At 29.7% G+C, this 12,644-nt stretch carries 14 protein-coding genes; 1 reads left to right on the top strand and 13 read right to left on the bottom strand.

Features of this window, described 5'->3' with window-relative positions; all coding sequences use genetic code 11:
• Positions 1–30 precede the first annotated feature (30 nt).
• The gene (gene gcvP, locus Q0997_RS14845; RefSeq protein WP_299890177.1) at positions 31–2,880 is read right to left on the bottom strand and encodes an aminomethyl-transferring glycine dehydrogenase; all 2,850 of its coding nucleotides are present in this window, start codon (positions 2,878–2,880) and stop codon (positions 31–33) included.
• 120 nt (positions 2,881–3,000) lie between these two features.
• On the opposite strand from gcvP, the gene Q0997_RS14850 reads away from it, so the two are divergent.
• Positions 3,001–3,834: a hypothetical protein gene (locus Q0997_RS14850; RefSeq protein ID WP_299890179.1), complete on the top strand. Its 834-nt coding sequence runs from the start codon at positions 3,001–3,003 to the stop codon at positions 3,832–3,834.
• Here the strand turns inward: Q0997_RS14850 and Q0997_RS14855 are convergent.
• From Q0997_RS14855 to purE, 12 genes are all read right to left on the bottom strand, one after another.
• Positions 3,814–4,068, bottom strand: coding sequence for a glycine dehydrogenase (locus Q0997_RS14855; RefSeq protein ID WP_299890181.1), 255 nt, complete (start codon positions 4,066–4,068; stop codon positions 3,814–3,816). The genes Q0997_RS14850 and Q0997_RS14855 overlap by 21 nt on opposite strands.
• On the bottom strand, positions 4,069–4,623 hold the full coding sequence (locus Q0997_RS14860; protein ID WP_299890182.1) for a sigma-70 family RNA polymerase sigma factor: 555 nt from the start codon (positions 4,621–4,623) through the stop codon (positions 4,069–4,071).
• A gap of 124 nt (positions 4,624–4,747) precedes the next feature.
• Positions 4,748–5,146, bottom strand: coding sequence for a hypothetical protein (locus tag Q0997_RS14865; protein ID WP_299890184.1), 399 nt, complete (start codon positions 5,144–5,146; stop codon positions 4,748–4,750).
• Between the two features lie 13 nt (positions 5,147–5,159).
• The gene (locus Q0997_RS14870) at positions 5,160–5,909 is read right to left on the bottom strand and encodes a methyltransferase domain-containing protein (protein ID WP_299890185.1); all 750 of its coding nucleotides are present in this window, start codon (positions 5,907–5,909) and stop codon (positions 5,160–5,162) included.
• Positions 5,900–6,625, bottom strand: coding sequence for a DUF2071 domain-containing protein (locus tag Q0997_RS14875; RefSeq protein ID WP_299890186.1), 726 nt, complete (start codon positions 6,623–6,625; stop codon positions 5,900–5,902). The genes Q0997_RS14870 and Q0997_RS14875 overlap by 10 nt, the downstream gene beginning before the upstream one ends.
• Positions 6,619–7,011 (bottom strand): DoxX-like family protein, encoded by a 393-nt coding sequence (locus Q0997_RS14880; protein WP_299890188.1) that lies wholly within the window; start codon positions 7,009–7,011, stop codon positions 6,619–6,621. The genes Q0997_RS14875 and Q0997_RS14880 overlap by 7 nt, the downstream gene beginning before the upstream one ends.
• An 11-nt stretch (positions 7,012–7,022) precedes the next feature.
• Complete coding sequence (locus Q0997_RS14885) at positions 7,023–7,898, bottom strand: class I SAM-dependent methyltransferase (RefSeq protein WP_299890190.1); 876 nt, start codon at positions 7,896–7,898, stop codon at positions 7,023–7,025.
• Between the two features lie 12 nt (positions 7,899–7,910).
• Positions 7,911–8,285 carry a hypothetical protein gene (locus Q0997_RS14890; RefSeq protein ID WP_299890192.1) on the bottom strand — a complete coding sequence of 125 codons (375 nt, stop codon included), beginning with the start codon at positions 8,283–8,285 and terminating at the stop codon, positions 7,911–7,913.
• Between the two features lie 55 nt (positions 8,286–8,340).
• Positions 8,341–8,844 carry an ArsR family transcriptional regulator gene (locus Q0997_RS14895; RefSeq protein WP_299890194.1) on the bottom strand — a complete coding sequence of 168 codons (504 nt, stop codon included), beginning with the start codon at positions 8,842–8,844 and terminating at the stop codon, positions 8,341–8,343.
• 47 nt (positions 8,845–8,891) lie between these two features.
• Positions 8,892–9,683 (bottom strand): hypothetical protein, encoded by a 792-nt coding sequence (locus Q0997_RS14900; RefSeq protein ID WP_299890196.1) that lies wholly within the window; start codon positions 9,681–9,683, stop codon positions 8,892–8,894.
• A 60-nt stretch (positions 9,684–9,743) separates the two neighbouring features.
• Positions 9,744–11,774, bottom strand: a complete 2,031-nt coding sequence (locus Q0997_RS14905) for a M3 family metallopeptidase (RefSeq protein WP_299890198.1) — start codon at positions 11,772–11,774, stop codon at positions 9,744–9,746.
• Between the two features lie 387 nt (positions 11,775–12,161).
• Positions 12,162–12,644 carry a 5-(carboxyamino)imidazole ribonucleotide mutase gene (gene purE / locus Q0997_RS14910; protein WP_299890200.1) on the bottom strand — a complete coding sequence of 161 codons (483 nt, stop codon included), beginning with the start codon at positions 12,642–12,644 and terminating at the stop codon, positions 12,162–12,164.

Below are 12,644 nucleotides of genomic sequence, written 5' to 3' on the forward strand. Positions count from 1 at the left end.
TATTCTATTTTACGACGTTCAATCGTGGTATTATGCTTCCATATAGGCTTCAATTGGTGCACATGTACATATTAAATTCCTGTCTCCATAAGCATCATCAACACGACGTACTGTAGGCCAGAATTTATTATCATAGACATAATCTAATGGGAAAGCCGCTTTTTCACGTGAATACGGTAATAACCATTCGTCACTAGTAACCATAGCCATTGTATGAGGTGCATTCTTTAAAGGGTTATTAGTGTCTTCTTTTGTTGCTTGGTCAATTTCTTGTCTAATAGAAATCATGGCATCACAAAAACGATCCATTTCTGCTTTACTTTCACTTTCGGTAGGTTCAATCATCATAGTTCCTGCTACTGGAAATGAAACTGTTGGTGCATGAAAACCATAATCCATTAAACGTTTAGCAATATCAACAACTTCGATACCATGTGCTTTAAATGGACGACAATCTATAATCATTTCATGAGCCGCTCTACCACGTTCACCAGAATATAATGTTTCGAATGAGCCTTGTAATCTTTCTTTAATGTAATTTGCATTTAAGATTGCAATCTCTGTAGATTTCTTTAAACCTTTAGCTCCTAACATTTTTATATAGCCATAAGAAATTAAACAAGCTAAAGCAGAACCAAAAGGAGCTGCAGAAATAGCTGTAATTGCTTTTTCTCCTCCAGTTTTTATTAATGGATTCCCCGGTAAGAATGGTACTAATTGTTTTGCAACACAAATTGGCCCAACTCCTGGTCCGCCACCACCGTGAGGAATAGCGAAGGTTTTATGTAAGTTTAAGTGGCAAACATCTGCTCCAATATTCCCTGGGTTTGTTAAACCTACTTGGGCATTCATATTTGCGCCATCCATATATACTTGTCCGCCATTGTCATGAATTAACTGTGTAATTTCTTTAATAGCAGATTCATACACACCATGCGTAGATGGATAGGTAACCATTAATGCAGCTAAGTTATCTTTGTGTAATTCAGCTTTTTCTCTTAAATCATTAACGTCAATATTACCTTCTTCAGTAGCTTTTGTTACAACTACTTTCATACCAGCCATTATTGCACTAGCAGGATTTGTACCATGAGCAGATGAAGGTATTAAACAAATGTTTCTATTATAATCACCACGAGATTCATGATAAGCTCTAATAACCATTAAACCTGCAAATTCTCCTTGAGCGCCTGAGTTAGGTTGTAAAGAAGTACCTGCAAAACCTGTTATTTCTGTTAATTGATCTTCTAATGCACTTAAAACTGTTTGGTAACCTTTAGCTTGCTCAATTGGAACAAAAGGGTGGATGTTACCCCAATTTGGTGAGCTTAATGGTAGCATTTCTGAAGCTGCATTAAGTTTCATTGTACAAGATCCTAAAGAAATCATAGAATGATTTAATGATAAATCTTTACGTTCTAATAATTTTATATAACGCATCAATTCTGTTTCAGAATGATGACTATTAAATACGTCTAATGTTAAAAAATCTGTTTCACGTTGTAATGATTGTTCTATATTGTTAGATTCAGAAATAGCATCTATACTAAATGAATCCTTATTTGTAGCCTCAGCAAATATTGAAATGATTTCATTAATGTCTGAAACCGTTGTTGTTTCATTAACAGAAATTGTTACCGTTTCAGCATTTGGATAATTGAAATTTACTTCATGTTTCTCTGCAATAACCTTTACTGTTGTGGCATTTGCATTTAATTGTATAGTATCGAAAAAGGAAGTGTTAGTTTGCTCTATGCCTAATTTAACTAAAGCATTTGCTAAAGTTGATGCGGTATTATGAACGCCTTCAGCTATGTGTGTTAAACCTTTTGGGCCATGATAAACACCATACATTCCTGCCATAACTGCTAATAGTACTTGAGCTGTACAAATGTTAGAAGTAGCTTTGTCTCTTTTTATATGTTGTTCTCGTGTTTGTAGAGCCATACGTAAAGCTCTGTTGCCATTCTTATCTTTAGTTACACCAATAATACGACCAGGAATATCTCGTTTGTAAGCTTCTTTTGTAGCAAAATAGGCTGCATGAGGTCCGCCATAACCTAAAGGGATTCCGAAACGTTGCGTTGTTCCAACAACAACATCTGCACCAAACTTTCCAGGTGATTCAAGTTTTACTAAACTTAAAATGTCTGCAGCTACAGCTACTTTAATTTGTGCTTCTTTAGCTTTTGCTATAAATGTTTTTATGTCGGTAACTTGTCCGTTTTGACCAGGATATTGTAGAATTGCTCCAAAAAAGTCTGAAGAAAAATCAAAATCAGTTTCATTACCAATAACTAATTCAATACCAATTGGTATAGCACGAGTTTGTAATAATGATAAAGTTTGAGGTAAAATAGTTTCAGAAACGAAAAACTTATTTACTCCTGCCTTTTTTTGTGCACGTTCTCTAACAGCAAATAATAAACTCATAGCTTCTGCTGCAGCAGTACTTTCGTCTAAGAGAGATGCATTTGCTAGCTCCATTCCTGTTAAATCGGTTACCATAGTCTGGAAATTTAGCAAAGCTTCTAAACGACCTTGGGCTATTTCTGCTTGGTAAGGTGTATATGCAGTATACCAACCTGGATTTTCTAATATATTACGTTGAATTACTGCTGGTAAAATGGTTGGGTGATACCCTAAACCAATATAAGTTTTAAAGATTTTATTTTGTTTAGAGAGTTCGTTTATGTGAGACGAGTACTCAAATTCGCTCATAGCGGTATTTAAGTCTAAGTCTTGTTTTAAACGAATGTCGTCTGGTACAGTTTCGTATATAAGTTGTTCCATACTGTCTACTCCAAGTGAATTTAACATTTGGTTTTGATCCTCTTCTCTTGGACCAATATGACGTAGTGCGAAAGACTTTGTATTCATTACAATTTGAGTTATAGTTGTTTGGACAAAAGTAAAGAAAACTAATGCTTTTTTTTATGTTAAAATTGAAAGTTTTTAACCATTTAAAGTTGTTATTAACAGTTTGATTAACTTTGTTTAATGCGATTTTTTAAACAACTATATGATTTTTATCTTAATGCTAGTATTCATGTAGCCTTTGCAGTATATGCTTTAACATGGATTACACTTAAAAACTTTAATATTGTATATGATGAGAGTATGTTATATTTTAATTTCTATGCTACCATTACTGGTTATAATTTTGTAAAGTATTTTGGTATTGCAAAATTTCATCATCGTAGTTTAACAACATGGTTAAAAGTAATTCAAGTATTCTCTTTTGCTTGTTTTGTTTTAATGTGTTATTATGCTTGGTTTTTAGATAAAAATACTTTGATATGTATTTTTGTTTTTGGTATTATTACGTTTTTATATGCTATTCCATTTCTGCCAAAAAAAATGTACTTAGATAACCAGCAAAATTTAAGAGATATTAGTGGATTAAAAGTATATGTTGTAGGATTGGTTTGGTCTGGTGTTACTGTTTTTTTACCATTAATTAATAAAGGTTATGTATTTGATGCTGATGTTTATATTACAGGTTTTCAGCGCTTTATTTTTGTAATTGTTTTAGTCTTGCCATTTGAAATTAGAGATCTTCAATTTGATAGTTTACGGCTATCTACTATTCCACAAAAAATTGGAATAAAACGAACTAAAATAATTGGAGTATTGTTATTGTTAGTGTTTTTCTTTTTGGAGTATTTTAAAAATGAGTTAACAAGTAAAAATATTATTATACACTTATTTACGTTTTTAATTACTGCTCTTTTTTTGATTTTTGCCAACAAAAAAAGGAACCGTTCTTACAGTTCCTTTTGGGTAGAAAGTATTCCTATTTTTATTTTAGTGCTAATTATTATGATTAGCTAGTTCTTTTTCAAATGTAGACTGTAATTTAGACTTTTCTTTAGTGTCTAATTTAACAGGTTTTTGCTTTACTAGTTTAGTTAATTTAGTATTGTTTTTTGTGTATTTTCTGCACGCAGCACAATAAGCTAAATGGATATTTAACTTAATTTTTTCCCACAAAGAAGCTTCTTTATACTGTGTTTTATCACATGTATGATTAGCTTCGTCACAACTTAAAAATATTTTATTACTCATTTAAAACCAATTTTTTTCTAGACAACCAGCCATAGCAGTTCTTGCTCTATGAATGATTACCCAAAGGTTAGACGCAGTAATATCCAATTCATTACAAATTGCTTCAGTTTCGTAATTTAAAATTGTTTTCATTTCAAAAACTTGAGCTTGTTTTTTAGGTAACTTGTCTAAACAATTATGTATAGCAGAACCTAATTCTGTATTTTCTATAGCGTCTTCTGCTGTTTTATCAAAAGGATCTGCAACGCGTTCTTCTAGCCAATCTCCTTCTGTTTCTGTATCGCTATTATAACTCATTCTAACTTCAGCTTTACCCTTATTAGAATTTATTTTACGGTAATAATCAATGATTTTTCGTTTTAAAATTGAGATTAACCATGTGCGTTCACTGGCTTCTCCTTTAAAGTTTTTCATTGATTTTAATCCAGCTAAAAAAGTTTCAGATACTAAGTCTTGTGCCATTTCTCTATCGCTTACACGAGAAACGGTATAATTAAATAAATAGTCTGAATACAAATTAATCCATTGGTTAGGATCTATTTTGTGATCTGGCATATTTGGCATTTTTTTTCAAATGTAAAGAAAAAAATAATATACTAATGTTATCTGGCTAACTATATTGGTAATTGTTATTGCAGTATATATATGAATTATGACTTATGGTTGTATATCAGTTTTTTTATTTATTAAAAAATATAATTAGAAATGTATAGCTAAAATAAACCCAAAATATTGAGAATATAATATGAATTATAGTTTCAAATTTTTTTCCTTTCCATAGTGAAGGTGAATAAATAAAAAGTTGAAAAAGCAATCTGAAAACCCAAAATACACCTAAACCTAAAGCAATAGTGTTTCCTAATTTAGTATTTATAATCTCATTTGATGACGTTAAACAGAATAGCCCCATTAAAAAGATTGTAAGTGCAATAAAAAACGTATGAGTTGTCATCATTTGTTTATTTATAAGACTTAATGATTTTAATTCTTTATTCCATTTAAAATATTTCGGAAAAAAGATATGGATTAAAGCTAAACAGATTAATAGTATGCCTGTTATTTTTAAATGAATTTCCATGTTTAGTAATTTATTATTGACATTCGAATACAAATATTGACATGAATGGTGTGAATTTGGTTTCTTTAAATGATGAAAACCCTGCAGATTTAAATGAATTTATCCATGTTTTTCTTGAAAAAAAATGTGTAAAACCAATTGAAAAAGCTAAAAAATTTGATAAATCACGTAAATGCTCAACCATTATTATTTTTCCATCTGATTTACAAATGCGGCGACATTCTTTTAAAAATTCTACTTTTTCGTTATTCGAGCGTATTTCATGTGCTGTAGATAGTAAAAAAATGAGATCTGTAGACTTATCTTTTAATGGTATTTGATCTGTTTTAATTTGTTTTGTTCCAGGATAGACAAGACTAACCTTTCTTGCTCTTACTATTGCAGGTTCTGTATGTTTTTTATCATTGTAGAAGTCAAAAGTTTTTATTATTGATTTAGGGAAATGCTCTTCTAAGATGTAGCTAGTTTCATCAAAACCAGCATTAATATTGATTATTTTTTTTGATTTACTTAGGTTGTAGTTTTTTAGCCACTTAAAATTATAGTAACCTGAAAAATCATAAACATAAGCAGATACAAGTAAAGGCATAATCAATCCATAAATAAATGCAGCAATAATTGCCCAAAACAAAATACTTGGCCATTTAAAAAACACTTGACTTCCAGTTAATAAAGTTAATATGCTTAATCCAATAACGTAAAAGTGCCTGTTAAAGCTCAAAATATTTAATACGCCTTGAAACTTTTTTCTTTTTATTTCCATAGTTCTATTCTCCCTTTTTTCCAATAATAAGGAATGTTTTCTATTATAAATGCATTAGCTAAGACAGGAGCTTTTAATTGTAGCGTGTCTAAGAATTTAATGTTGTAATTTTCAATATTTATAGGCTTGGGTTTCCAGTTTTGTCTCACTCCTTCAATTATTAAGACTTCTTTTGTTATTTTATTGTAAGTAAAAGTAAATGGTAATGGACCAGCAAATCGTCTGGCTTCTTTCCAGTTTTCAAAAGGTGAGTTTTTAGGCAAACAAATAGTGTTGCTTTGATTTTTAATAATAATTTTAAATTTTGATTTTTTAGAACTTATTTCGTTTTTACAACTATTAATGTCTGTTGTTGTATAATTATAGTGAGTAAAAATATTTCCCATAAAAGCCATTTTCTTTTTATTGGTTTCAGACTTTAAAATATATAATCCACGTAGGCGTTTCCCTTTTTTATTTGTGTAACGAACGAATACACGATAACCAATTAAAAAAAAGTCATTGCCTAATATTTTAGGAAAACCTTTTGGTCTCAGGTTTTTTGTTTGTACCATGGCTAGAGCAACAAAAGCCCATTTATTTTGAAATAAATCTAGACTTAAACATTCCGGAATTAGATCTTCTAGTTCTTCTTTTGGAACAGCAAATGTTAAGACTAGTGAGCTTTTAAAAAATGCCTCTACTGCAAATGGATGGTTTTTAAGTTTGTTTAGCATTGTCTTAAGTTGTTGTTTTTATTGAAACGGAAATTGTTTAAATACACCAATATGATGAATGATATAGCAAATATTATATTAAGTTCTCCCCAAAGCAATAGGTCTGGAACCAATATAAACTCAATAATATTCATAGCTAAAACAATTGACATTTGAAGCAAAGCATTTAATTTTTGTTTATAACCAATTATAATCCATATGGCTAAACAAATTTCTAATAATCCAATCATGATTGTTATTGTCCTAGAGTAGTCTGTATTTAAAATCCTTGCGACTATTTCTTGATGCCTTGGTACTTGGTTTAATATTTTGCAATAAAGACCATTAATGAACCAAACTAAGGCTATTATTAGGTTTATAGTTTTATAAGCAATTTTAGGTTTCATTATCATAAAAATTATTTAGTACAGCTTATAATATAGTAACCAAAGCTTTTTATATGTAATCCAGATAATAGAGCATAGAATGAGCCTTTAAGATTATGTAAGCTTTCTCTTTTTAAGAGATTATTTGAAAATATTTTTTTTATAATAAATCCAAGGATGGCAAATGGAACATGTAAAACAGAAGGCGCTACTCTAAAAGAAACATCTTCTACTTTAATATTTTTAAAACCTAATATTTTTAAATCATTTTCAATATTCTCTATTAACCCCAAATTACTTAAACTCCAATGTGAGCAAAGTTTCCTGTACGCGTAATTTGAGCCATAGCATAATTCTTTTTCTTCTTTTTTCAAGAAGGCATCAGCAATAACGAACCTTCCGTTAGGTTTTAATATACGATAGGCTTCTTTTAAAGATTTTTTATTATGACCATCGTGACATAAGCTTTCAATAGCTAAAGCCGCATCAAAAGTATTTGGTTTAAACGAAGTGTTATTGTAATTTTTATTTAATATAGTACCATTCTTACCTCTTAGTAATTGGTTGCCTTTTTCTACTTGAAAGCTTGAAAGTGTTACTCCAAAAACAGATATGTTTTTGATTTTTTTTAAAGCATATCTCATTGTGCCTCCAGCACCGCAACCCAAATCTATAAGATTATTTTTTTTGTTTTTTAGATTTAATCGCTTAAGTACTTGATTATTCATTTCGTTAAGCATAGTATTTCTTTTAAAGAGACTGTTTTTAAAAGGCGAGTAATAACCAAAATGCATATTTAAATCTTTACTCCAAAATTCATAATCTTCAGTAGCAACATTGTAGAAATCTATCATTTCTATTTTGTCTTTTTTTAATTTTTTTTGCTGATTAAGTAGTATTGATTTCATAATTGTTTAATCTTAAATGTTTAGCAATAGTTCACTCTTTTTTTCTAGATAATATTCTTTTGTAACACTATCTAAAAGGGTAATAAAATATACAGAAATAGATAATGGAATAATTATTAGACCAATTACAAATCCAAATGTGTTTTCTAAAGAGTTTGGCCATGGAATTAACCAACCAATCCAATATATTACTACAAAAGACCAATAATTGAACAGTTTGTTTTTATTTTTTTTAGATGTAGATTTCCAATAAAAAATAAGAATTAAAGACGTTAAAACTTGAGTTACACCTAGTACTACTTGAGCATATAATCCCAATATTACAGTTAAATAAAGTATAGCTGTCGTTATGATGATAAATAGGTTGATGTTGTTTAAATATTTCATAATTTTTAATTGTTTTAAACTTTCAGAAAAAATTGAAAGTTTTATTTAAATTTTTTTATTTAAAAAGTTTAAGAACAGATTTTGTTATCCAGTTTTGTTTTTGATTTACTAGTTTGTTTATCATAGCATCTGCTGTCTCGGTTAATTCATGTAATGCTTTAGTTTGTTTAATTAATTCTTTAGTTTTTGCTGTGCCATCGTTTTTAATAGAAGACACTTCGTCTAGTACTTTAATTACTGGTTTTATTTCTCTTCGACTTCTTTCTTTTGCTACAATTCTTGCTAATTCTTGTACGTCTTTTTCTGTAGTGAAAAATTCTTTTCTTTCTCCAGCAACAAATGTTTTAGTGACGATACCCCAATCCATTAATTGTCTTAAATTCATAGAAGTATTACCTCTAGAAATTTTTAAATCTTCCATTATCTCTTCCATAGATAATGGTTTTGTAGAAATAAAAAGTAACGCTTGAATTTGTGCCATAGCTTTATTAATGCCCCAAAGAGAACCTAAGCTTCCCCAGGTACTAATGAATTTTATTTTTGCTTCTTTGTATTCCATGGTTCAAATATACAATAATTTTTAAACTTTCAATAATTATTGAAAGTTTATTTTATTTGTAAATGAATATGATCATCATGTCTTACTGCTTTACAACCATGAAACCTTATTTTATTGTAGCGGTTTAATTTTAGTTCTGTTTTTAAATAAGGTTCAATAAATATTTTTTGAGTTGCGGATTTTGATAGAAAAGTTGTAATAATTTTTTTAGTGGCATTTGCATCAAAATCTAAATTGTTTATTGTGCCAAGAGTAAGGTATTTAGGGAAATCATATTGCCAATAGCCTTTTTCTATGCAATTTTTAGTTGCTATATTTTCTTTTTTTACATAAACACCATAGCCAGATATAGATGGCTTTTTATTTGTTGATAGCCCATTTTTAGTTTTATACATAAAACAGATGTCAATTTTTTTGCCATCATTATGACTTCTATGCGGGAGTAGAGGAAATCCATCATAAAATGGGAAGTTTGCGTCTAAATAAGTGATTTTTATGTTGTCTTGTTCTATTAAAGATAAAGCAGAATCTTCTAATAGTTTTTTTAATTTGGGTTTTACATAATTTCTAAAAAGAATAGGATAGGTAATGTTTTTACATTTTAGACCTTGTTTAGAAATAGGAAGTCTTACTCTTCCAAAATAGTTAGCTATAGGAGGAATAATAACTGCATTGAAAAGTAAATATAGAGCTATAAAAACATATCTTTTTTTCCATTGTTTTAATTTACATAGTATTAAGGTAAGGACCCAAATAAAGCCTCCAACTTGTGTTAAAGCGGTAAGTAAAATAATCCATACAATATGAGTTATTATTTTAAATACGTTTTTAATAGACATGCAAAAGGCGTTAGATATCATTCCAACGCCTATATATTATATTTATTTTAAAAAAGAATCTTATTTAATTAAACCTGCGCGTTTTAATAAAGCTTCAGGTTTTGGTGCTTGACCTCTAAAACGTTTATATAAAACCATTGGGTTTTCTGTGCCACCTTGAGACAATACATGCTCTTTAAACTTAGTAGCTATTTCTTTATTGAATATGCCTTCTTGTTTAAAATAATCAAATGCATCAGCATCTAAAACTTCTGCCCATTTGTAGCTATAATAACCGGAAGAATAACCACCTTGAAATATATGTGAAAACGCTGTGCTCATACAGTTTTCTTCTACATCTGGGTATAAGTTAGTGTTTTTAAAAGTTTCTTTTTCATAAGACTTAACATTGTCAATATGTGTAGGGTTTTTGCCATGCCAAGACATGTCTAGTAAGCCAAAACTAATTTGTCTTAATGTTTGCATACCTTCATGAAATGTTGCAGATTCCTTTATTTTATTAACTAAGTCCATTGGTATAATTTCTCCAGTTTCATAGTGTTTAGCAAATAGCTCTAAAGCTTCTTTTTCATAACACCAATTTTCCATAACCTGACTAGGTAATTCTACAAAATCCCAGAATACGCTTGTTCCAGATAAACTAGGATAAGTTGTGTTTGCTAGTATACCATGTAATGCATGACCAAACTCATGGAATAAAGTAGTGACTTCATTAAAAGTTAATAAAGAAGGTTTACTTTTTGTAGGCTTGGTAAAATTGCAAACTATTGAAACATGTGGTCTTTCTTCTTCATTGTTTTTAACAAACTGAGATTTGTAAGATGTCATCCATGCGCCATTACGTTTTCCTTTTCTTGGGAAGAAATCAGCATAAAAAAGAGATGTGAAACCGCCATTTTCATTAGTAACTTTATAAGTTAGAACATCTTCATGGTACTTATCTACATCATTAATTTCTTCAAAAGATAAACCAAAAAGTTTTTTAGCTACTATAAAAGCGCCATTTATAACATTTTCTAATTTAAAGTATGGTTTTAATAATTCGTCATCTAAGCTAAAAAGTTTTTGTTTTAACTTTTCAGAATAATAAGCGGCATCCCATTTTTCTAGTCTGTCAATTTTGTCTATGTCTTTTGCAAAATTTTCAAGGTTTTTAAATTCATTTTCTGCTGCAGGTTTGGCTTTTAGTAGTAAATCGTTTAAAAAGTTTAAAACAGTTTCTGGAGTTTCGGCCATGCGTTCTTCTAATATAAAATGTGCATGTGTTTTATAACCTAAAATATTGGCACGTTCAAAACGTAAATTTGCAATATCTAAAACAATATTTTGATTGTCTAGCTTATCTTCCTTAAAGGCTTTGCTTCCTGCAGCTTTAGAGAGTGTCTCACGGAGTTTGCGATTATCGGCATACGTCATGAATGGTATATAACTTGGGTAGTCTAAAGTGATTAGCCAACCTTGCTTGTTTTTACTTTCAGCTAATTGTTTTGCTGCTTCTTTAGCACCATCTGGTAGGCCAGATAGTTGATCTTCATTAGTAATTAATAGCTCGTACTTATTTGTTTCTGCTAAGACATTTTCTCCAAATTGTAATTTAAGTTTAGAGAGTTTTTTATCTATTTCTCTAAGTTTTTGTTTTTCTATAGTATTTAAATTGGCTCCATTCCTAGAAAAACTTTTATATTTTTTATCTAATAGCGTGTTTTGTTCTGTAGAAAGATTTAAATTTTGTTTGTTTTCATATACAGCCTTTACGCGTAGAAATAATTCTTCATTCAAGGTGATATCATTTGAAAACTCAGATAATATGGGTGATATATCTTGAGCTATTTTTTGAATATCTTCATTAGTCTCAGCAGAATTTAAATTGAAAAAAATACTTGTTACACGGTTTAATTGTTGTCCGGAAAACTCTAAAGCTTCAATTGTATTTTCAAAAGTAGCAGACTCAGTATTGCTAGTAATTACGTTAATTTCTGCTTTAGTAGATTCAATTAACTTAAGAATTGCAGGCTTGAAATCTTCATTTTTTATTTGAGTGAATGGAGATGAATTGTATTTCGTCGAAAAGTTTTTTGTTAAAGTACTCATTTACAGTGTTATAAATTTTTAAAAGCTTAAAAGTTACTGGCTTTGTGTTAAATATATGTCAAATATTAGTTAAATTCGCCTCAGATTTTTTCTCGAGAGTTGGTTACTCTCTTAAAAATTATTGATTAATAGCGATGAAAAGCCTCAAATTTATTTGGGGCTTTTTTTTATCTCTTATAGTTTAAATTGAGAAGGAATACGTATTAAAATTACTTTTCATCGATTATTTATGCATTTCGTCTAAACTTTTATTTTTTTTAAGCTCAATTCTTCTGTTTGAGATCTATTTAAGAGATTTGCTATAAGTTTTTTTGATGTGAGTAAAACTCATATATAGAAGATTAATAGCGATTGAAAGCCCAGGAGACTGGGCTTTCTTAATTTATATTATTTAAGTTTTTTAGAAGCTGTTTCTACTTTCAATTTTAATCCTTCTTTATAAGCCAAGATCTTATCTAAAACACATTTGTCGCTAGATCCAATTATTTGAGCAGCTAATATCCCAGCATTTTTTGCACCATCTAAAGCAACGGTAGCAACTGGTACGCCACCTGGCATTTGTAATATAGATAAGATAGAATCCCATCCATCTATAGAGTTTCTACTTTTTACTGGTACTCCAATAACAGGTAAAGGAGACATAGATGCAACCATTCCAGGTAAATGCGCAGCTCCACCAGCTCCTGCAACAATTACAGATATTCCACGTGTATGTGCATTTTTGCTATAGTCAAATAGTTTCTCTGGTGTTCTATGTGCAGATACAATATCTACTTCAACTTCAATATCAAAACCTTTTAAAATATCTATTGCCTCTTGCATTATTGGAAGATCACTATCACTTCCCATTATTACGCCAACTTTACTCAT

This window comes from uncultured Lacinutrix sp. (genome assembly GCF_947500325.1).
Classification (GTDB): domain Bacteria; phylum Bacteroidota; class Bacteroidia; order Flavobacteriales; family Flavobacteriaceae; genus Lacinutrix.